The sequence below is a fragment of the Bradyrhizobium diversitatis genome, assembly GCF_016031635.1.
Classification (GTDB): domain Bacteria; phylum Pseudomonadota; class Alphaproteobacteria; order Rhizobiales; family Xanthobacteraceae; genus Bradyrhizobium; species Bradyrhizobium diversitatis.
This window is the reverse complement of the sequence record NZ_JACEGD010000004.1, coordinates 16,235-37,569: the sequence shown is the minus strand read 5'-3', so window position 1 is coordinate 37,569 and position 21,335 is coordinate 16,235. Positions and strand designations below refer to the sequence as shown.

At 64.3% G+C, this 21,335-nt stretch carries 21 protein-coding genes; 19 read left to right on the top strand and 2 right to left on the bottom strand.

From position 1 onward, the window contains the following. Positions 1-9: 9 nt before the first annotated feature. The 4 genes from chvE (at position 10) to H1B27_RS04450 (ending at position 4,988) form a co-directional block, all read left to right on the top strand. Complete coding sequence (gene chvE, locus H1B27_RS04465) at positions 10-1,080, top strand: multiple monosaccharide ABC transporter substrate-binding protein (protein WP_197965147.1); 1,071 nt, start codon at positions 10-12, stop codon at positions 1,078-1,080. Positions 1,081-1,250: 170 nt separating this feature from the next. Beyond that, the gene (gene mmsA, locus H1B27_RS04460) at positions 1,251-2,828 is read left to right on the top strand and encodes a multiple monosaccharide ABC transporter ATP-binding protein (protein WP_197965146.1); all 1,578 of its coding nucleotides are present in this window, start codon (positions 1,251-1,253) and stop codon (positions 2,826-2,828) included. Beyond that, positions 2,825-4,015 carry a multiple monosaccharide ABC transporter permease gene (gene mmsB / locus H1B27_RS04455; RefSeq protein ID WP_197965145.1) on the top strand — a complete coding sequence of 397 codons (1,191 nt, stop codon included), beginning with the start codon at positions 2,825-2,827 and terminating at the stop codon, positions 4,013-4,015. The genes mmsA and mmsB overlap by 4 nt, the downstream gene beginning before the upstream one ends. Before the next feature lie 142 nt (positions 4,016-4,157). Then, the gene (locus H1B27_RS04450) at positions 4,158-4,988 is read left to right on the top strand and encodes a helix-turn-helix domain-containing protein (protein ID WP_246515176.1); all 831 of its coding nucleotides are present in this window, start codon (positions 4,158-4,160) and stop codon (positions 4,986-4,988) included. Positions 4,989-5,004: 16 nt separating this feature from the next. On the opposite strand, the gene H1B27_RS04445 is transcribed toward H1B27_RS04450, so the two are convergent. Next, complete coding sequence (locus H1B27_RS04445) at positions 5,005-5,625, bottom strand: response regulator transcription factor (RefSeq protein ID WP_061883257.1); 621 nt, start codon at positions 5,623-5,625, stop codon at positions 5,005-5,007. 193 nt (positions 5,626-5,818) lie between these two features. Continuing rightward, the gene (locus H1B27_RS04440; RefSeq protein ID WP_085965373.1) at positions 5,819-5,974 is read right to left on the bottom strand and encodes a hypothetical protein; all 156 of its coding nucleotides are present in this window, start codon (positions 5,972-5,974) and stop codon (positions 5,819-5,821) included. A gap of 172 nt (positions 5,975-6,146) precedes the next feature. Between H1B27_RS04440 and H1B27_RS04435 the strand changes: the two genes are divergently transcribed. From H1B27_RS04435 to H1B27_RS04365, 15 genes are all read left to right on the top strand, one after another. Further along, positions 6,147-6,722, top strand: a complete 576-nt coding sequence (locus tag H1B27_RS04435; protein ID WP_197965143.1) for a cytochrome c oxidase subunit 3 family protein — start codon at positions 6,147-6,149, stop codon at positions 6,720-6,722. A gap of 2 nt (positions 6,723-6,724) precedes the next feature. Beyond that, on the top strand, positions 6,725-6,985 hold the full coding sequence (locus H1B27_RS04430) for a cytochrome C oxidase subunit IV family protein (protein ID WP_197965142.1): 261 nt from the start codon (positions 6,725-6,727) through the stop codon (positions 6,983-6,985). Between the two features lie 96 nt (positions 6,986-7,081). Beyond that, positions 7,082-7,534, top strand: coding sequence for a c-type cytochrome (locus H1B27_RS04425; RefSeq protein WP_197965141.1), 453 nt, complete (start codon positions 7,082-7,084; stop codon positions 7,532-7,534). Between the two features lie 40 nt (positions 7,535-7,574). Next, positions 7,575-8,921 carry a cbb3-type cytochrome c oxidase subunit I gene (locus tag H1B27_RS04420; protein ID WP_197965140.1) on the top strand — a complete coding sequence of 449 codons (1,347 nt, stop codon included), beginning with the start codon at positions 7,575-7,577 and terminating at the stop codon, positions 8,919-8,921. A 62-nt stretch (positions 8,922-8,983) separates the two neighbouring features. Then, a complete protein-coding gene (locus H1B27_RS04415; RefSeq protein ID WP_197965139.1) occupies positions 8,984-9,793 on the top strand; it encodes a CbbQ/NirQ/NorQ/GpvN family protein in 810 nt (269 codons plus the stop codon). Between the two features lie 5 nt (positions 9,794-9,798). Then, a complete protein-coding gene (locus tag H1B27_RS04410; protein WP_197965138.1) occupies positions 9,799-11,715 on the top strand; it encodes a nitric oxide reductase activation protein NorD in 1,917 nt (638 codons plus the stop codon). 76 nt (positions 11,716-11,791) lie between these two features. Continuing rightward, entirely contained in the window at positions 11,792-12,454 is a 663-nt protein-coding gene (locus H1B27_RS04405; protein ID WP_197965137.1) for an HAD family hydrolase, read from the top strand. A gap of 7 nt (positions 12,455-12,461) precedes the next feature. Next, entirely contained in the window at positions 12,462-13,412 is a 951-nt protein-coding gene (locus H1B27_RS04400; protein WP_197965136.1) for a sugar-binding transcriptional regulator, read from the top strand. Between the two features lie 353 nt (positions 13,413-13,765). Next, positions 13,766-15,076 (top strand): ABC transporter substrate-binding protein, encoded by a 1,311-nt coding sequence (locus H1B27_RS04395; RefSeq protein ID WP_197965135.1) that lies wholly within the window; start codon positions 13,766-13,768, stop codon positions 15,074-15,076. A 93-nt stretch (positions 15,077-15,169) separates the two neighbouring features. After that, positions 15,170-16,042 carry a carbohydrate ABC transporter permease gene (locus tag H1B27_RS04390; protein WP_197965134.1) on the top strand — a complete coding sequence of 291 codons (873 nt, stop codon included), beginning with the start codon at positions 15,170-15,172 and terminating at the stop codon, positions 16,040-16,042. A 3-nt stretch (positions 16,043-16,045) separates the two neighbouring features. Then, positions 16,046-16,876 carry a carbohydrate ABC transporter permease gene (locus tag H1B27_RS04385; protein ID WP_197965133.1) on the top strand — a complete coding sequence of 277 codons (831 nt, stop codon included), beginning with the start codon at positions 16,046-16,048 and terminating at the stop codon, positions 16,874-16,876. Between the two features lie 15 nt (positions 16,877-16,891). Beyond that, positions 16,892-17,899: an ABC transporter ATP-binding protein gene (locus tag H1B27_RS04380; protein ID WP_035669757.1), complete on the top strand. Its 1,008-nt coding sequence runs from the start codon at positions 16,892-16,894 to the stop codon at positions 17,897-17,899. Between the two features lie 31 nt (positions 17,900-17,930). Further along, positions 17,931-18,704 carry an SDR family NAD(P)-dependent oxidoreductase gene (locus H1B27_RS04375; RefSeq protein ID WP_197965132.1) on the top strand — a complete coding sequence of 258 codons (774 nt, stop codon included), beginning with the start codon at positions 17,931-17,933 and terminating at the stop codon, positions 18,702-18,704. 40 nt (positions 18,705-18,744) lie between these two features. Then, entirely contained in the window at positions 18,745-20,388 is a 1,644-nt protein-coding gene (locus H1B27_RS04370) for an FGGY-family carbohydrate kinase (RefSeq protein WP_197965131.1), read from the top strand. A 5-nt stretch (positions 20,389-20,393) separates the two neighbouring features. Continuing rightward, positions 20,394-21,329, top strand: coding sequence for a carbohydrate kinase family protein (locus H1B27_RS04365; RefSeq protein WP_197965130.1), 936 nt, complete (start codon positions 20,394-20,396; stop codon positions 21,327-21,329). Positions 21,330-21,335 lie beyond the last annotated feature (6 nt).

Genomic DNA, 21,335 nt, shown 5'->3' with positions numbered 1-21,335 from the left:
GAGTGAAACATGCTGAAGCTGAAGACGACATTCCTCGCGCTGGCGCTGGCCGGCGCTGCCACGATGGCCACGGGCGTGACCGCCTCCGCCCAGAAGGCGACAGTCGGCATCGCCATGCCGACCAAATCGTCGGCGCGCTGGATCGACGACGGCAACAACATGGTCAAGGTGCTGAAGGAGCGCGGCTACAACACCGACCTGCAATATGCCGAGGACGACATTCCGAACCAGCTCTCGCAGGTCGAGAACATGGTGACCAAGGGCGCGAAAGCGCTGGTGATTGCGGCGATCGACGGCACCACGCTGTCCGACGTGCTCAAGCAGGCGAAGGCAAAAGGCATCACGGTGATCGCCTATGACCGCCTGATCCGCGGCACGCCCAACGTCGACTACTATGCGACCTTCGACAATTTCCAGGTCGGCGTCTTGCAGGCGCAGTCGATCGAGCAGGGGCTCGGGCTGAAGGAAGGCAAGGGTCCCTTCAACATCGAGCTGTTCGGCGGCTCGCCCGACGACAACAACGCCTACTTCTTCTACAACGGCGCGATGAGCGTGCTGAAGCCCTACATCGACAGCGGCAAGCTCGTCGTTGCCTCGGGCCAGATGGGCATGGACAAGGTTGCAACCCTGCGCTGGGACGGTGCCACCGCGCAGGCGCGCATGGACAATCTGCTCAGCGCCTACTACGGCAACAAGAAGCTAAATGCCGTGCTGTCGCCCTATGACGGCATCTCGATCGGCATCATCTCTTCGCTAAGGGGCGTCGGATATGGCAGCGCCGACCAGCCGATGCCGATCATTTCGGGTCAGGATGCCGAAGTGCCATCGATCAAGGCCATGCTGCGCGGCGACCAGTATTCGACCATCTTCAAGGACACTCGCGACCTCGCCAAGGTGACAGCCGACATGGTCGACGCCGCGCTCGCCGGCAAGGAGGTCACTGTCAACGACACCAAGACCTACGAGAACGGCGTCAAGACCGTCCCGTCCTATCTGCTGAAGCCGGTGGTGGTCTACAAGGACAATTGGGAGAAGGTGCTGGTCGACAGCGGCTATTATAAGAAGTCGCAGTTCCAGTAACTTTCTCTTCCCTCTCCCCGCGTGCGGGGAGAGGGTTAGGGTGAGGGGGGCTCTCCACGAGGACGGTGATAGCTGCCCACGCGGATACTCGCCCTCACCCGATCGCTACGCGATCGACCTCTCCCCGCAAGCGGGGCGAGGTGAAGTTAGCGACCAAGGGACATGATGCCATGACCGCAATGCTGGAGATGCGCAACGTCAGCAAGAGCTTTGCCGGTGTGCAGGCGCTGCGCGACGTCAACTTTCAGGTCGAGGCCGGGCAGATCCACGCCCTCGTCGGCGAGAACGGCGCCGGCAAGTCGACGCTGATGAAGGTGCTGAGCGGGGTCTATCCGCATGGCAGCTACGAGGGCACCATCATCTTCGAAGGCGAGGAGCGGCGCTTCCGCGACATCAACGATTCCGAGGCGCTCGGCATCATCATCATTCACCAGGAGCTGGCGCTGATCCCGCTGATGTCGATCGCGGAGAACATCTTCCTGTCGCATCCGCCGTCGAAGCTCGGGGTGATCGATCGCGACGAGGTCTACCGGCGCACGCGCGAGCTGCTGGCGCAGGTCGGCCTGAAGGAGTCCCCCGATACGCTGATCACGGATCTCGGCGTTGGCAAGCAGCAGCTCGTCGAAATTGCGAAAGCGCTGTCCAAGCGTGTGCGCATGCTGATCCTGGACGAGCCGACGGCGAGCCTCAACGAAGCCGACAGCGCCGCGCTGCTCGAACGCCTGATGACATTCCGTGAGCAGGGCATCGGCTCGATCCTGATCTCGCACAAGCTGAACGAGGTTGCCAAGGTCGCCGACCACATCACGGTGCTGCGCGACGGCCGTACCGTCGACAGCATCGACTGTCACGCCGAGCCGATCCAGGAGGATCGCATCATCAGCAGCATGGTGAACCGCGATCTCGCGCACCGCTTCCCGGAGCGCAGCGCGAAGATCGGCGAACCGGTGCTCGACGTCGAGAACTGGTCGGTCTATCACCCCATCCATCCCGAACGACAGGTGATCAAGAACGTCAATTTCAGCGTCAGGCGAGGCGAGGTCGTGGGCATCGCGGGCCTGATGGGGGCCGGCCGCACCGAATTCGCCATGAGCCTGTTCGGCCGCTCCTGGGGCACAACGATCAGCGGCTCTCTCCGGCTCGAAGGCAGGGAGATGGTGCTGCCGAGCGTCGCAGCCGCGATCGACGCCGGCCTCGCCTATGTCACCGAGGACCGCAAGCAGCTCGGCCTGATCCTCGCTGACGACGTCCGCAAGAACATCACGCTCGCCAGCCTCGACCAGATCGCACCCAGGAGGGTGATCGACGACATCGCCGAGCTGAAGGTCGCCAGCGACTACCGCAGCCGCATGCGCATCCGCTGCTCCGACGTCTACCAGGAGACCGGCCAGCTCTCCGGCGGCAACCAGCAGAAGGTGGTGCTGTCGAAATGGCTGATGACCGACCCTAAGGTGCTGATCCTGGACGAGCCGACAAGGGGCATCGACGTCGGTGCCAAATACGAGATTTACTGTATCATCAACGAGCTGGCGGAGGCCGGCCGCGGCGTCGTGGTGATCTCCTCGGAGATGCCCGAGCTGCTCGGCATCTGCGACCGCATCTGCGTCATGAACGATGGCGCCTTCGTCGGGGAATTCAAGGGACCCGAGGCGACGCAGGAAAAGATCATGCGCGCCATCATGCGCAACCAACGAAGCAATGGAAGCGGCGTGCCTGAGGCCGCGGAGATGGGAGGATCGCAGCCATGACCGACAAGACGGTGTCGCTGTCCGAGGAGCGCCGGCACGGCAGCTTCATCAAGAACAATCTGCGCAATTACGGCATGCTGATGTCGCTGATCGCGATCATGCTGTTCTTCCAGGTCGTGACTGGCGGCACGCTGCTGCAGCCGCTCAACCTCACCAACCTGGTGCTGCAGAACAGCTATATCGTCATCATGGCGCTCGGCATGCTGCTGGTCATCGTCACCGGCCATATCGACCTCTCGGTCGGTTCGGTCGCGGGCTTCATCGGCGCCGTGGCCGCGGTGCTGATGGTGATCTACAAGGTCGACTACACGCTTGCGTTCATCGCCTGCCTTCTGGTCGGTGCCGCCATCGGCGCTGCGCAGGGCTATTGGGTGGCCTATTTCAAGATCCCGTCCTTCATCGTCACCTTGGCGGGGATGCTGGTGTTCAAGGGTCTTGCGCTCGCGGTGCTGCAGGGCCAGTCGCTCGGGCCGTTCCCGGCCACCTTCCAGAAATTGTCCTCCGGCTTCATTCCGGAACTGCTGCCCGAGGCCGGCACGCTGCATCCGACATCCATGCTGATCGGCGCCGTGCTGGCGCTCGGGCTCGTCTATACCAGTGCCAAGGGAAGGTCGCGCGAGCAGTCGCACGGCATCGAGGTCGAGCCCTATGCGTTCTTCCTCGGCAAGAGCATTTTGCTCGCCTGCGCCGTGCTCTATTTCACCTATCTGATCGCCTCGCATCGCGGCCTGCCCAATGTGCTTGTGATCATGACTGCGCTGATCGCGCTTTACGGCTTCGTGACCCGCCGCACCGTGATTGGGCGGCAGATCTACGCGGTCGGCGGCAACGCCAAGGCGGCGAGCCTGTCGGGCATCAAGACCGAGCGACTGACGTTCCTGACATTCGTCAACATGGGCGTGCTTGCCGCGCTCGCTGGCCTCGTCTTCGCCGCGCGCCTCAACACCGCGACGCCCAAAGCGGGTCTCGGCTTCGAACTCGACGTCATCGCGGCCTGCTTCATCGGCGGCGCCTCGGCCTATGGCGGCGTCGGGCGCGTCGGCGGCGCCGTGGTCGGCGCCATGATCATGGGCGTGATGAACAACGGCATGTCCATTCTCGGCATCGGCATCGACTATCAGCAGGTGATCAAGGGCCTGGTGCTGCTGGGGGCAGTGTGCATCGACGTGTACAACCAGCGGCGGTAGCTCGTCGAAGCTATCCGGAAGGTTGCGATAGGCGCGCGCATTCGCGTCGCCCGAAGCAAGCGATATCTCTTGGAGGAAGATCTTGGAGCCACCCGGTAAGCTCGAATGGCATCAGCGACACGCTGGGACGCGCTCTCGCGCCTTGACCAAACGGACGTCGTGGACCTGGTTCTCTGCCGAACTCCACCGCTTTTGGCGCACGGAGCTGGAGTTTCGCGTCGGGGGAGATTCGGCTTTCCTGGCGTTGCATGATTCTGTTCGCTCCGACGGAGAGACGACGATTGATGGAGGGAGCCGGTCAACACGAACTGACCTTCGCGACAGGCTGACCTTCGCACCGATCGGATCTTCGGTGCAGGGCTGGAATCGTTTCGAGGGCGGCACCTCGTCTGTCTTTGCTGTGCATCTCACCCCGCCCAATTCAGTTGTGGATGTCGATGGAATCTCGAAAATGCCTCCGTCGCTCTATTTCGAGAACGACAATATCAAAGCGACGCTCCGAAAGCTTCAAGGAGTCGTCGATGGCTCCGGCATAAACGACCATGCCTATGCGGAGACACTCGGGCTTTTGCTTTTGTGGGAACTGCGACACGCCGCCGACACGGGGCGATCGCGTCCGAACCGGGTTCGGGGAGGTCTGACTGCACGTCAGCTCAGGCTGGTTCAGGAGTTTGTCGATGCCCAGATCGCGAGCGAAATTTCGATATCCGACTTGGCGGGCGTGGCTGGGCTGAGCCCCTATCACTTCATCAGGGCATTCAAGGAAGCGGTTGGGCTTCCACCCTACCAATATGTCCTGTCCGAGAGGATTCGCCGTGCGAAAAGGCTGCTGTCGACGCGCGGGCTTTCGCTCGGAGACGTGGCACTTGCGGTAGGGTTTAGCGATACGCCTCAATTGAACCGGGTCTTCCGGAGGTTCGTTGGTGTTGCACCGACGGTTTTCCGGCGGGAAACCGGTTCGGGCTTGCCATAGCGTTGCATCAGATACATCAGTCGTCATGCGTGCTGACGCCCAGCCGTTCGCCGAACGATACAAGTTCAGCCAGACTTCCAGCTCTCATTTTCTCCATCACCTTCTTGCGGTGCGCCTTGATCGTCCGTACCGACGTTCCAAGCTCGTAAGCCACCTGCTTGCTGAGCTTGCCGCCAACAACAAGGACAAACACCTGTCGTTCGCGCGGGGTCAGGGTTGCAAGCCGACTTCGCAGAGTGTCGAATTCACGATTGGCCAAGAGCGATGACCAGTGACGCGCGAGGGCACGCTCGACTGCGGGAAGGAGCTGGTCCGACTGGACACTCTTGACCAGGAAGTCTTCGGCGCCAGCCTTGATGGCCTTGACGATCGTGCTGACGTCGAAATGGTCGGCTAGAAACACGATCGGGAGAGCTGAGCCGTCTTCCAGCAAGCGGCTTTGGAGCGCCGGTCCGCTCAAGCCGGACATCCGAACATCGAGGAGAATGCAGCCGGGTTCGTTTTCGTCGGGCCGCTGCTCCAATACGCGCTCCGCCGATTCATAGGCGACCACGCGGTATCCGCTCTTCTCCAGTTGGCGTTGGATCTCTGTCCGAAACGAGGCGTCCTCATCGACGATGTAGACAATTCCCGACAACTGCTCTCCTGACAAGCTGGCCTTTGCTTGCTCTTGGCTGCGTCAGGCGCTCCTGGATTTGGAGTTTTGAGTTCCCGCCGTGGAAGTCAATGGTTTGAATTCGTTTCGCAGCAAGAAAAGCTATTTGGCGCAATTTCAATGATCTGTGGACGACGCCGCGCTCCATCCGGGCTGCGGTCCAACATCGATGTCGTTACTGTGTCGTGAACAGGACCGTCGCGATCGCGACGGAGAGGCTCACCGCCGATACGGTTGCCACCGTCGACAGCACCCCCATTCGCCGGAGCGCGATGGCGAAGGCGATGATGATGGGAGTCGCCGTCATCAGTCCGATTTGTGCGTCGCTCATATCGTCACTCGCCACTCCCTGGGGAACCCTGAGCCGGTTCGTACCGCGATCCGGCCGGCCGGACGTTGCGTCGGCGCAAACAGACGCCCGGCAATTCGCGAGTTTGTCCTCCGACAAACTCCGAACTGGACGGGTCAGCTAAGCCTTTCCGGTGCCCTGATCCGGAGAGACGATGTCGACGGCCGCGTGCGAACAGCAGGAAACAGGCTGGGGAATTCTGCAGGATCTCCCCGGCGATCCCATGATCTGGGTGCTGATCTTCAGCGAGCTCGTCGCCTTCGGCTTGTTCCTCGGCGCCTTCTCTGTCACCCGCGCGATTCACCCCGCGGAGTTCGCGGCCGGGCAAGCCATGCTGGATTCGCATCTCGCCGGCCTCAACACCATCGTGCTGGTGACGAGCGGTTGGGCGGCGGCGCGGGCGACCCGGGCGGCGCGGAACAGACAGCGGTCAACGACACGATATTGGCTTCTCGGCGCGATGGCGCTCGGCGGCCTCTTCATCTCGATCAAGCTCGCCGAGTACGCCGAGGAAATCGGGCGCGGGGTTGGGCTCGAGACCAGCCTCTTTTTCACGCTCTACTTCCTCCTGACCGGTTTTCATCTTCTGCACGTCGGGCTCGGCATTATCATCCTCGCCGTGGTCTGCGGCCGCGCCGGGATATCGGGCGTCGAGACGGCAACGGCCTTCTGGCACATGGTCGATCTGGTCTGGATCGTCATGTTTCCGATTCTCTATCTGGTGAAATGACGATGCCGGATCGTATCGACGTGACCTGGATCATGCTGATCGGCCTCGCGCTCGCGACCATCCTGCTGCCGCCGCTGGTGCCGCGGCCGCTGTTCGGAAACACACTGCTGCTCGCTTTCGCCGCACTCAAGGGCCACCGGATCGCGCTCGACTTCATGGATCTACGCGCCGTGCCCGCACTCTGGCGGGGCCTCGTCGTGAGCTGGATCCTGATCGTCCTGCTGCTTGCCTGGCTCGCCTCGGCCATCGTCGCCCTGATCTGATGCGCTCATTGCGCCCTGACAAAGAACGGGCCGGGCAGAGCGGCAATAAATCACACCATCGCGATTTCGCAGGAATCAAACCGGAAAGGATTGGCAATGGCTGAACGCCTGACCAAGTCGGCCGCTCGAAATGTCTTCTACGGCGGCTCGGCCTTCTTCTTCGCCATTTTCATAGGGCTGACGGCACACAGCCACTACTACATGGCCACGACGTCGACCGACGCCACGACGCTGACGTCGTCGGTCGCCCGCGGCAAGCATGTCTGGGAGAAGAACTCCTGCATCAACTGCCACACTCTGCTGGGTGAGGGCGCCTATTTCGCCCCCGAAATTGGCAACGTCTGGGATCGTTGGGGCGGCAACGAGGACCCGGCCGCTGCGCGCGAGACACTGAAGGCCTGGATGCAGTCGCAGCCCTCGGGCGCGCCGGGCCGGCGGCAGATGCCACAGTTCGACCTCACCGACCAGGAGCTCGACGATCTCGCCGACTTCCTGCAATGGACCAGCAAGATCAAGCGCCAGGAATGGCCGCCGAACAAGGCCGGCTGAGCACGCTGCTTTCCCTCTTCCAAGACAGAGAGAATCCGAGATGAAATACCAAACCCAGAAAGTCGCGATGCTGTATTTCTACGGCGCGCTGACCCTGTTCCTCGCGCAGGTCCTGTTCGGCCTCGTCGCCGGAACCATCTACGTCCTGCCCAACACGCTGGCGACGCTCCTGCCGTTCAACATCGTCAGGATGATCCACACCAACGCGCTGATCGTGTGGTCGCTGATCGGCTTCATGGGCGCGACCTATTTCCTGCTTCCCGAAGAGACCGAGACCGAGCTGTACAGCCCGCTGCTGGCAAAGATCCAGTTCTGGATGTTCTTCGGCGCCGCAGGGGTGGCCGTGGTCGGCTATCTCTTCCACTACCATGAGGGCCGCGAGTTCCTCGAGCAGCCCTTCATCATCAAGGTCGGCATCGTCGTCGTCTGCCTGATGTTCCTGTTCAACGTCACGATGACGGCACTGAAGGGCCGCAAGACCACGATCACGAACATCCTGCTGTTCGGCCTGTGGGGCGTTGCGATCTTCTTCCTGTTCGCCTTCTACAATCCGGCGAACCTCGCGCTCGACAAAATGTACTGGTGGTACGTCGTCCATCTCTGGGTCGAAGGCGTCTGGGAGCTGATCATGGCCTCGGTGCTGGCCTATCTCATGATCAAGCTCAACGGCATCGACCGCGAGGTCGTGGAGAAGTGGCTCTACGTCATCATCGGCCTTGCGCTGTTCTCCGGCATTCTCGGCACGGGCCATCACTTCTACTGGATCGGCGCGCCCGGCTACTGGCAGTGGATCGGCTCGCTGTTCTCCACGCTCGAGGTGGCACCGTTCTTCACGATGGTGATCTTCACGGTGCAGATGACATGGAAGGCCGGCCGCAAGCATCCGAACCGCGCTGCGCTGCTGTGGTCGGTCGGCTGCTCGGTGATGGCCTTTCTCGGCGCCGGCGTCTGGGGCTTCCTGCACACGCTGTCCTCGGTGAACTACTACACCCACGGCACCCAGGTCACCGCGGCGCACGGCCATCTCGCCTTTTTCGGCGCCTATGTGATGCTCAATCTTTCCGTCATGGCCTATGCGATCCCGCAGATCAGGGGACGCGCGCCCTACAACCAGTGGCTCTCCATGGCGAGCTTCTGGATCATGTGCACGGCCATGATGGTGATGACCTTCGCGCTGACCTTCGCCGGCGTGGTCCAGGTCCATCTCCAGCGCGTGCTCGGCCAGAGCTACATGGACGTGCAGGACCAGCTCGCGATGTTCTACTGGGTCCGGCTCGGCTCAGGCGTATTCGTCGCGATCTCCGCGCTGATGTTCGTCTGGGCCGTGCTGGTGCCCGGTCGCGCCAAGCAGGCGGTCATCCCCGGCGCGCTGCAGCCGGCTGAATGAATGCAATCGGCGGCCGCGGTTCGCCGCGGCCGCCAGCTTCCTGGAAGGTCCGGAGAAACATCATGAAAGCTGCCCTTCACACGGTGACGTCGGCGCCCGAGCTGCCGGCCTATGTCGCAAGCGGCAACGAATGCGCGCTGTTTGAGCACGCCTGGCGGCATCAGCTGCCGGTCCTGCTGAAGGGGCCGACCGGCTGCGGCAAGACGCGCTTCGTCGCGCATATGGCGGCGCGGCTCGGATTGCCGCTCCACACCGTCGCCTGCCACGACGATCTCACCGCCGCCGATCTCACCGGTCGCTATCTGTTGCGGGGCGGCGACACGGTATGGACCGACGGTCCGCTGACGCGCGCGGTGCGCGAGGGCGGCATCTGCTACCTCGACGAGGTCGTGGAAGCGCGCAAGGACGTCACGGTGGTGCTGCATCCCCTGACTGACGATCGCCGCATCCTGCCTCTGGAGCGCACCGGCGAGGAGCTCGCGGCGCCGAAGAGCTTCATGCTCGTGGTCTCCTACAATCCCGGCTATCAGACGCTGCTGAAGGCGCTCAAGCCCTCGACGCGGCAGCGCTTCGTCGCCGTCGAATTCGGCTTCCTGCCGTCCGAGCAGGAAATCGCCGTCGTGTCCACCGAAAGCGGGCTGTCGCCGGAGCGCGTGCGGCCGCTGGTCGGGCTGGCCGGCCGGCTGCGCGCGCTGAAGGGCCACGATCTGGAGGAGGGCGTCTCCACCCGGCTGGTCGTCTATTGCGCGACGCTGATTGCCGCTGGTACACCGATCGCCGACGCCGTGCTGGCCGGCATGATCGAGCCGCTGACCGACGACGTCGATGTGAAGGCGGCGCTTCTCGACGTCGCGCGCGCCATGATCGGGTGAGGCCCATGCTCGACTTCCTCGAACTGGAGGAAACGGTCGGTCGCGCCTGGCACCGGATGGTCGGCGGCACCGCGAGCTATCCGATTCATGCCGATTACGCGGTCTCGCTTGCAGAGGTGAGAAGCCGGCTCGCGGTGATGTTCCGTGCGCTTGGCGGCGAGACCGGCGTTCAGATCGCGAGCGCAGGCGCGCGCAGGGCGGGCCATCGTCTCGGCTGGCGGCAGCGTATCGGCCTCGGAGACGAGCGACTCGAGCAGCCGGGCCGCGACGCCGCAACCATCTTCCTGCCCGATCGCATCGCGATCTTTCCCGACCGGGACCTGAACGCAGCGCTCTATCGCTGGCTTGCGGCGTGGTTCGCGGCCGCGCCGATCGAGGCGGTCGCGGAAGCCGATCCGCTGCGGCGCGATCTTCTGGTATTACGCTGGGCGAGCGAGACCGCGGTCTGGGTGCTCACGCAATTCCCAGGGCTCGTCGCCGATTACGCGCAGCTTGCCGCGGCCACCGCCGAGGCCCGGCCCCGTCGTCTTTTGCCGCGCATCGAGCAAGAGATCGAGCAGATCGTCTTGGCCCTGCTCGGAACCGGAAGAGCGCCTGCAGGCAGGCTGTGGCCGGCGATGATGGGGACGGGCCCGCTGCCGGAAAGGGCGCCGCCGGGCTATCGCTCGATCCTGCCGTGTCCGCTCTGGGGCGATTGCTGGACGCGCGAGCTCTCGCCCGCACATGCGGACGAAGACGAATGCGCACCGGGCGCAGCGGCCGCGGCGAAGGACGATCGCAAGCGCTTTGCCGTCCGCGAGCGCGAGGACGACGCCAATCGGCGCGATCCGTTCGTGCTGAACCGCTTCGAGAAGATCCTCGCGATGGCCGAGATGGTCAATGTCGACCGCCCGGCTGACGACAGCGAGGACGAGGATGCGCAGAAAGCAGCCGACGATCTCGAGGAGATCACGCTCAGCCGCCGCGTTGGCAAGCCGGCGAGCCGCTTCAAGTTCGATCTCGACCTGCCGCCGGAGGCCCTCGACGCCTCGCAGCTGAATGCGGACCTGACCTATCCCGAATGGGACTATCGCAGCGGCTCCTATCTGCCGGATCATTGCCGCGTGCTCGAGGCTGCGGCGTCCGAGGAAGGCGAGAACTGGACGGCGGATGACGCGATGCGCCGACGCATTCGCCAGGTGCGTCGCCGCTTCGAGGTCATGCGTCCGCGTCACGAGATGATGCGTGCCCAGAGCGACGGACATGATCTCGACCTCGACGCGCTGGTGCGCGCGCGGTGCGATCTCAGTGCCGGCAGCGGCGGCGGTCTCGATCGCATCCATGTCGCGATGCGCCCCCAAGGGCACGATCTCGCCGTCACGCTGCTGGTCGACGTCTCGCTGTCGACCGATGCCTGGGTCGACGGCTATCGCGTGCTCGACGTCGAGAAGGAAGCGCTGCTCGTGCTCGCGCACGGGCTGTCGGCTTGCGGCGACCACCACAGCATCCTGACCTTCACCTCACGTCGGCGTTCCTGGGTGCGACTCGAAACGATCAAGGCGTTCGGCGAACCAATGAGCGGGGTGGTGGAGCGCCGCATCGGGGCGCTCAGGCCCGGCTATTACACGCGGATCGGCGCGGCGGTGCGCCACGCCGCGGCCGGGCTCGCGCGCCAGCCGCAGCGCAAGAAGCTGCTGCTCGTCCTCACCGACGGCAAGCCGAACGACGTCGATCACTATGAAGGGCGCTTTGCGGTCGAAGACACCAGGAAATCCGTGCAGGAAGCACGCCGGCTCGGCATTGCGGTGTTCGGCGTGACGATCGACGCGACCGCGCAATCCTATTTTCCGACGCTGTTCGGCCGCGGTGGCTACGCCATCGTCGGCAACATCAAGCGGTTGCCGGGGGCACTGCCGGCGATCTACCGGCAGGTGGCGCATTGACCCGGCCGAACTGAACCGCGGGTCGTCTTGTGTGTGAGCTATTGCTCAGCGATTGGGTATATGATCGAATGGCTGGATGAACGAAGGCCAGCCACAACCCGATCTGATCATCTTCGACTGCGACGGCGTGCTCGTCGACAGCGAGCTTTTGAGTTGCCGTTGTCTGTCCGAAGCGCTGGCCGAGGTCGGTCTCGCGCTCAGCGAGGCGCAGGCGCTGGAACTGTTTCTCGGGCGCAGCACCAAGGCGATCGAGCAGCATTATCGTGATCTCGGGCAGTCGCTACCGGACAGCTTCCTGCCGGGATTGAAGTCGCGCGTGCTCGAGTCGTTTGCCGCCTCGCTGGAGCCGATCCCGGGGGTAGGGGCGGTGATCTCGGGGTTGACCGTGCCGGTCTGCGTGGCCTCATCGAGCGACATCGATCGCGTCTCGCTCTCGCTCGACGTCACCGGTCTGCGGGCCCATTTCGGCGATCGGATCTACACCGCGCAGATGGTCGCGCGCGGCAAGCCGGCGCCAGATCTCTTCCTCTACGCGGCAGACAAGATGGGCGCGCAGCCCGCGCGCACGCTGGTGGTCGAGGACAGCGTCAGCGGTGTGCAGGCCGCCAAGGCCGCCGGCATGACCGTCTGGGGATTTGTCGGTGGCAGCCATTATCGCGCGCGCGACGGCCGCGCTATATTGTCCGCCGCCGGAGCCGATCGGCTCTTTGCGCATATGAGCGATTTCTGGGAGGCGTGAGGCCCGCATGGCCGCCGAGAACGACAAGTCGAGGCTCGACGATGCCGCCCGCGCCGGCTGGCTCTATTTCATTGCCGGCCATACCCAGGACGAGATCGCAAGGATGCTCCAGGTCTCGCGCGCCTCGGCGCAGCGGCTGGTGTCGCTGTGCCTGGCCGAGCGGCTCATCACCTTTCGGCTCGAGCATCCCATCGCCGCCTGCATGGAACTGGCGGCGCGCCTGAAGGAGCGGTTCGACCTCATCCATTGCGAGGTGGTGCCGGCCGATGCCGCCGCGCCGCAGGCAACCGCAGGCATCGCCGAACGCTGCGCCAACCTGCTGGATGCGACGCTGCGATCGGAGACGCCCGTCATCGTCGCGCTCGGCACCGGCCGCGCGGTGCGCGCCGCGGTCGAGCGCGTCACGCCGATCGACCGGCCCAATCACCAGATCGTCTCGCTGGTCGGCAACATCTCCGCCGACGGTTCGGCGAGCTTCTACGACACCGTCGGCCGGCTCGCCGACCGCACCGGCGCGCGGCACTATCCGATGCCGCTGCCGTTCCTGATGTCGTCGGAAGACGAGCGCAACAGGATGGTGCGCATCGAGCCGATCGCGAAGGTGAAGGCGGTCGCGGCCAAGGCCGATTTGCGCCTCGTCGGCATCGGCCAGATGGACCAGAAGGCGCAGGTCCACATCGACGGCTTCGTTACCCGCGACGAATTGTTCGAGATGATGCGCCTGGGTGCCATCGGCGAGATCACCGGCTGGGCCTATGATTCCAGAGGCCGTCTGCTCAAGGCCGGCACCAACAAGCGCGTCACCAGCATCCCGCCGGAAGTGCCGGCGAAGACCACGACGATCGGCGCGGCAGTGGGCGCGGCCAAGGTTACGGCGATCGCCGCGGCGTTGAACGGGGGCCTGATCAACGGGCTGATCACCGACGAAGCGACGGCAAGGGCGATTCTGGAGCGGTAGCGGGCGGTCTCGCCACTTGCGCCGCTGTCATCATCCGCGAAGGCGGATGATCCAGTGCGCCGCGGACCCTCTTGGGGCAAATCATTCGTTGCACGGAATACTGGATGCCCCGCGTGCCGCCTACGCTAAAGCTTCGGCGCCCCTAGACCTCGACCCCGGCGAAGCCTTGGCGTAGCCGGGTCGCGGAGCATGACAGCTGTGGGCTAGGCAACACTTTCGGTCCCCTCCCGCACCGCAGCACTCATAAGTTGCTGAAACACCCGCGCGGCTGCTTGACAAGCGCCGCGCCGCCATTGAACATACGCCCAACGCGTGGGCATATGCTCAAAAGCGCGAGTCCAAGGGAGGTCACCGTGAAACATGTCCTCGGCGCCGTCTGCGGCGCGTCTGTCCTGCTGGCCGTCCCTGCGATGGCCGAAACCATCCTCACGATCGCGACGGTCAACAATGGCGACATGATCCGTATGCAGGGGCTGACGGGCGAGTTCACCAAGAAGAACCCCGACATCACCGTGAAGTGGGTGACGCTGGAGGAGAACGTGCTGCGCCAGCGCGTCACCACCGACATCGCCACCAAGGGCGGCCAGTTCGACGTCCTCACCATCGGCACCTATGAAGTGCCGATCTGGGCCAAGAAGGGCTGGCTGGTGCCGCTCGCCAATCTCGGCGCCGATTACGACGTCGCCGACCTCCTGCCCAAGATCAAGGACGCGGTGTCCGCCGACGGCAAGCTCTATGCCGCTCCGTTCTACGGCGAGAGCTCCATGGTGATGTATCGCACCGATCTGTTCGAGAAGGCCGGCCTGAAGATGCCGGAGAAGCCGACTTGGGATTTCGTCGTCGATGCCGCCAGGAAGCTCACCGACAAGAGCGCCGGCACCTACGGCATCTGCCTACGCGGCAAGGCCGGTTGGGGCGAGAACATGGCGTTCCTTTCGGCGATGGCCAATTCCTTCGGCGCGCGCTGGTTCGACGAGAAGTGGGAGCCGCAGTTCAACACGCCGGAATGGAAGGCGACGCTGACGACCTACGTCAATCTGATGAAGGAGGCCGGCCCTCCGGGCGCAAGCTCCAACGGCTTCAACGAGAATCTGGCGCTGTTCAACGCGGGCAAATGCGCGATGTGGATCGATGCCACGGTCGCGGCGTCCTTCGTCACCAATCCCAAGGACTCCAAGGTCGCTGACAAGGTCGGCTTCGCGCTCGCGCCGAACACCGGACTTGGCAAGAACGCCAACTGGCTGTGGGCCTGGAATCTCGCAATCCCCGCCGGCTCCAAGAAGACGGAAGCAGCCGAGAAATTCATCGCTTGGGCAACGAGCAAGGACTACATCAAGCTGGTGGCCGCGAAAGAGGGCTGGGCCAACGTGCCGCCGGGCACGCGCACCTCGCTCTACCAGAACGATGAGTACCTGAAGGTTGCGCCGTTCGCGAAACTGACGCTGGCCTCGATCGACGCCGCCGATCCCAACAAGCCGACGGTGAAGCCTGTTCCTTACGTCGGCGTGCAATACGCCGCGATCCCTGAATTCCAGGGTATCGGCACGCAGGTGGGCCAGCAGTTCTCAGCCGCGCTTGCAGGATCGATGACGGTCGATGCGGCCCTGACCGCCGCGCAATCCGCAACCGAGCGCGAGATGAAGCGCGCCGGCTACATCAAGTGAACCCGGGCTCTTCCTCCTGAGCTCAGACTGGCGGCCATCCACCCATCCCCGGATGGATGGCCGCCTTCTTCCCCCGAAAAGGAGAAGCCAGGGATGGCGACCCGGCAAACGCAGCTTCTTGCGCGCTCGCTCCTGACGCCGGCGGTCGGGCTGCTGTTCATCTGGATGATCGTCCCGCTCGCGCTGACGCTCTACTTCTCGACTCTGCATTACAGCCTGCTCGATCCCGGCTCCGAAGCCTTCGTCGGGCTGGAGAATTTCCGCTACTTCCTCTCCGATCCCGCCTTCCTCGCTTCGCTCCAGAACACGCTGGTGCTGGTCGGCTCGGTGCTGGCGCTGACCATCCTGCTCGGCATTCCCCTGGCGCTGCTGATGGACCAGCCCGTGATCGGCCGCAATATGGTGCGGCTGATGGTGATCGCGCCGTTCTTCGTGATGCCGACGGTGAGCGCGCTGGTCTGGAAGAACCTGTTGATGCATCCGGTGTCCGGCCTGTTCGCCTGGCTCGCCCAGTTGTTTCACCTGACGCCGATCGACTGGTTCAACGATGTACCGTTGTTTGCGGTGATCCTGATCGTTGCCTGGCAATGGCTGCCGTTCGCGACGCTGATCCTGCTCACCGCGCTACAATCGCTCGACGAGGAGCAGAAGGAGGCCGCAGAGATGGACGGCGCCAGCGCTGTGTCGACCTTCATCTACATCACGCTGCCGCATCTGGCGCGGCCCATCACCGTGGTGATCCTGATCGAGACCATCTTCCTGCTGACGGTGTTCGCCGAGATCTTCGTCACGACCGGCGGCGGGCCTGGCCTGCAGACCACCAACATCGCCTTCCTGATCTATTCGCAGGCGCTGATCCAGTTCGACGTCGGCACAGCCTCCGCGGGCGGCCTCGTCGCCGTTGTGATTGCCAACATCGTCGCCTTCTTCCTGGTCCGCATCGTCGGCCGCAATCTGGAGGCCTGAAGCATGGCGCGGATGGCGACGACGCGGCGGGTGGTGATCTCGACGGCGGCAGCCTGGCTGTTCGGCTTCCTGATTTTCTTCCCGATCCTCTGGATGGTGCTGGCGAGCTTCAAGACCGAGCTCGAGGCGTTTGCGATACCGCCATCCTTCCTGTTCTTCCACTGGACCACGGAGAACTACGCGACCGTGCAGGAGCGCAGCGACTATTTCCACCACGCGATGAACTCGATCATCATCGCCGGCGGCTCGACGCTGATAGCGCTCTTGATCGCCATTCCCGCGGCCTGGTCGATGGCGTTCTCGCCGACCAGGCGCACCAAGGACATCCTGCTCTGGATGCTCTCGACCAAGATGATGCCGCCGGTCGGCGTGCTGGTGCCGATCTATCTGATCTACAAGTCCTTCGGCCTGCTCGATTCCCGCATCGGCCTCGTCTTCATCCTCTGCCTCGGCAATTTGCCGATCGTGATCTGGATGCTGTTCACCTATTTCAAGGAGATCCCGCGCGACATCCTGGAGGCCGCGCGCATGGACGGTGCCACCGTCGGCCGCGAGCTGGTCTATGTCCTGACGCCGATGGCGATCCCGGGGCTCGCATCGACCCTGCTGCTCAACCTGATCCTGGCCTGGAACGAGGCGTTCTGGACGCTCAATCTGTCGACCTCGAACGCCGCGCCGCTCACCACGTTCATCGCGTCCTATTCGAGCCCGGAAGGGCTGTTCTGGGCGAAATTGTCGGCGGCGTCCACGCTGGCGATCGCGCCGATTCTCGTCCTCGGTTGGTTCAGCCAGAAGCAGCTCGTGCGCGGGCTCACCTTTGGCGCGGTGAAGTAGAGGGGCTGGCGGATCATGGGTCAGATCACACTCCAGGGCGTGCAAAAATCCTTCGGCCCCGTGCACATCATCAAGGGCGCCGACCTGGACATCTCCGACGGCTCCTTCGTGGTGTTCGTCGGTCCCTCCGGCTGCGGCAAGACCACGCTGCTGCGCCTGATCGCGGGCCTCGAGGACGTCTCCGGCGGCAAGATCCTGATCGACGGCAAGAATGTGGTCGATACGCCCCCGGCCAAGCGCGGACTGTCGATGGTGTTCCAGTCCTATGCGCTCTATCCGCATATGAGCGTGCGCGGCAATATCGGTTTCGGCCTGAAGATGGCAGGGCTGCCGAAGGACGAGATCAATCGCAAGGTCGAGGCGGCCGCCGCGACGCTGAACCTCACGCCCTATCTCGACCGCAAGCCGCGCGAGCTCTCCGGCGGCCAGCGCCAGCGTGTCGCCATCGGCCGCGCCATCGTGCGCGAGCCCAAGGCCTTTCTGTTCGACGAACCGCTCTCAAATCTCGACGCCGCGTTGCGCGTGCAGATGCGGATCGAGGTAACGCGGCTGCAGAAGCAGCTCGGCACCACCGCGATCTATGTCACCCACGATCAGGTCGAGGCCATGACCATGGCCGACAAGATCGTCGTGCTCAACAGCGGCAAGATCGAGCAGTACGGCTCGCCGCTGGAGCTTTACGAGAAGCCCGCCAACCTCTTCGTCGCCGGCTTCATCGGCTCGCCCAAGATGAACTTCGTCACCGGCGAGCTCGCCTTGCAGCGTGGCGCCGCCACCATCGGCGTGCGGCCTGAGCACCTCAGGATCGAGCGTGACGGCGGTGGCGGCTGGCAGGGGACGATCGCGGTCGCCGAGCATCTCGGCAGCGACACGTTTCTCTACGTCGATGCCGGTCCGCTCGGCATGCTGACCGCGCGCTACATCGGCGAATTGAGCCTGCATGCCGGCGACCGCGTGTCGCTGTTGCCGGATCCCGCGCGCATCCACCGCTTCGACGCGAGCGGCAACGCTCTTCGGGGCTGACAAGACACGACGAGACAACGGAAAGACGATCATGTACCTCGAAAAATTCAAGCTGAACGGCAAGACCGCGTTCATCACCGGCGGCGGCCAGGGCATTGGCCTTGCCTGCGCCGAAGCGCTGGCCGAGGCCGGCGCCAGGGTCGTGATCGGAGACCGCGACGGCAAGGTCGCCGACAGCGCCAAAGCCGGCCTGAAGGCGAAGGGCTTCGACATCGAGACCGCGATCATGGACGTCACCGACACCAGGCGTGTGGCGGAGGTCGCGAACGACCTCGTCGCCCGCCATGGCAAGGTCGATATCCTCGTCAACAATGCCGGCATCGCGCGGAGCGAGACCCCGGCCGAGACCGTGACCGACGAGCACTGGCTCAACGTCATCGACGTCAACCTCAATGGCACGTTCTGGTGTTGCCGCGAATTCGGCAAGCACATGCTCAAGGCCGGGAGCGGCGCCATCGTCAACGTCGGCTCGATGTCCGGCTTCATCGTCAACAAGCCGCAGGAACAGTGCTTTTACAACGCCTCCAAGGCCGGCGTGCACCATCTGACCAAGTCGCTCGCCGCCGAATGGGGCACGCGCGGCATCCGCGTCAACGCGGTGGCGCCGACCTATATCGAGACGCCGCTGAATGCCTTCGTGAAGAGCAATCCGAAGATGTACGACGCCTGGATCGGCGGAACTCCGATGGCGCGGATGGGGCAGGTCGAGGAGATCGCCTCCGTCGTGCTGTTCCTCTCCTCGGAAGCCGCGAGCCTGATGACCGGCAGCATCGTGCTGGTGGATGGCGGCTACACTTGCTGGTAGGCTCACCGTCAAAACTGGCGAGAAGCGACCGGGAGCGACAATGCCGCGAGCGTATATCGGCGTCGACGTGGGGACCACGAGCACGCGGGCAGGGGTGTTTGACGAGGCCGGTATCCTGCTCGCCACCGCCAGGCATCCGATCCGGATCTGGCAGGAGGCCGGCGACATCGTCGAGCAGTCCTCCCAGGACATCTGGCAGGCGTGCTGCAAGTCGGTGCGGGCGGCGATGGCGGAGGCCGCGATCGCACCCGACAGCATCGGCGGCATCGGTTTTGACGCCACCTGTTCCCTTGTGGTGCTTGATCCGCAAGGCGAGCCGCTCACCGTCAGCACGTCCGGCGAGGCGCAGCGCAACGTCATCGTCTGGATGGACCATCGCGCCACGGCAGAAGCGCGGCTGATCAACGAGACGGAGGATGCCGTGCTGCGCTATGTCGGTGGCTCGATCTCGCCGGAGATGGAGATGCCGAAGCTGCTATGGCTGAAGCGGCATCTGCGCGCGAGTTTTGACGGCGCCGGTCACTTCTTCGATCTGGCCGACTATCTGACCTGGCGTGCGACCGGCGCACTGCAGCGTTCGACCTGTACCGTCACCTGCAAGTGGAACTACCTTGCCCATGATGGCGGCTGGAGTGCGCCGTTCTTCAGGCGCATCGGCCTATCCGACTTCGTCGCCGAGAACTACGCGCGCATCGGCACCGAGATCGTCGCACCCGGCACGCGGCTCGGCGCAGGTCTCACGCCGGCAGCCGCAGCCGAACTCGGCCTGACCCCGGGCACGCCGGTCGGCGCGTCGCTGATTGACGCGCATGCCGGCGGTGTCGGCGCGATCGGCGGCCGCGATGGGGCGGGCGGGGCGGGCGATGTCAGCGACCGTCTTGCCTACATCATGGGAACGTCGGCCTGCATCATGGCGACGACGAAAGAGCCGTGCTTCGTCCCCGGCGTGTGGGGGCCTTATTATTCCGGCATGGTCCCGGAGTTCTGGCTCAACGAGGGCGGCCAGTCGGCCGCGGGCGCGGCGATCGACCATCTCCTCAAGTCGCATCCCGGGTTCGGCGAGGCGAGCGCGGCGGCACGCCGCGAAGGCCTCGACCTCATCGACTTCCTGGAGCGCCGCATCATGGCGCGCGCCGGCGATGCCAGCCGCGCGGCGCTGCTCGCGCGTGACGTTCATGTGCTGCCTGAGTTCATCGGCAACCGCTCTCCTTATGCCGACCCTGACACGCGCGCGGTGATCGCCGGTCTCGATCTCGACACCGACATCGCCTCCATGGAGCGGTTGTTCGTCGCCGGCCTCTGCGGGCTCGCTTATGGTCTTGCCGAGGTGATCGAGGCCTTTGCCGCTCATGGCGTACGCTCGAACATCATGATCATGGGCGGCGGCGCCAGCCGCAGTCCTCTGGTGCGGCAGATCATGGCGGATACGACCGGTCTCAGCGTCGCGCTGCCGCAGACGAAGGAGCCGGTGCTGCTGGGCGCCGCGATGCTGGGGGCGGTGGCCGGCGGCGCCTATGCCACCATCGCCGAGACCATGGCCAAAATGTCGGCGCTGGGGCGGAAGAGCGAGCCGACTGCGCCTGATATGACCGCGTTTCACGCCCGCAAGCGCGAGGTCTACAAGCTGCTGCGCGAGGTCGATCGCGGCAGCCGCGCGGCGATGCGCAGCGTCGAACGAGGTTGAAGGACATGCTGATTGCCTGCGGCGATGCGCTGATCGATTTCGTACCGACGCGAAACATCGACGGGCGCGAGGCCGTGATGCCGGCGGCCGGCGGTTCCTGCCTCAACGTCGCGATCGGCATGGCGCGGCTGGGCGCGCCGACCGGTTTCGTCGGCGGCGTCTCGACCGACCTGTTCGGGCGAATGATCGCCGATCACGCCGCGGCCTCCAATGTCGATATCAGTCTCGCCACCCGCAGCGATCACCAGACCACGCTCGCCTTCGTCCGCATCGTCGCGGGCGAATCGCACTACGCGTTCTACGATGCCGAGACCGCGACGCGGAACTGGACCTACCGGCGCGGATCCATTCCATTCGCAAGCGTCGAAGCTCTTCATGTCGGCTCGACCACGCTCGTCAACGACCACGGCGCGGCCGAGACCAAGGCGCTGATCGCGGACGCGCGCGCGTCGTCCACGATCTGCTTCGATCCGAACTGCCGCCCGAACCTCGTCAGCGACAAGCCGGCCTATCTCGCGCGCATGGCCGAGTTCGCGGGAAGCGCCGATCTCATCAAGATGTCGGACGTCGATTTCTCCTATCTCTTCGGCGACGAGCCGTATCAACAGCGCGCCAGCACGCTGCTCGCGCAGGGCACAAGCCTGATCGTCATCACCCGCGGCAACGACGGCGCGATTGCGTGGCACGCGGGGGCAGGGCAGATCGAAGTCCCCGCGCCGAAGGTCGAGGTTGCCGACACCATTGGTGCCGGCGACAGTTTTCAGGCGGCGCTGCTCTTCGCCCTGCACAAGCAGGGCTGGCTGGTGCGCGAGAAACTGAGCAAGATCGGAGCGGACGAGCTCCGCCGCGCACTGTCCTTTGCCGCCAATTGCGCAGGCCTGACCTGCACCCGCCCGGGCGCCGATCCACCCTGGAGCCATGAGATCAATTGGAGTTGGTAGTCCGCG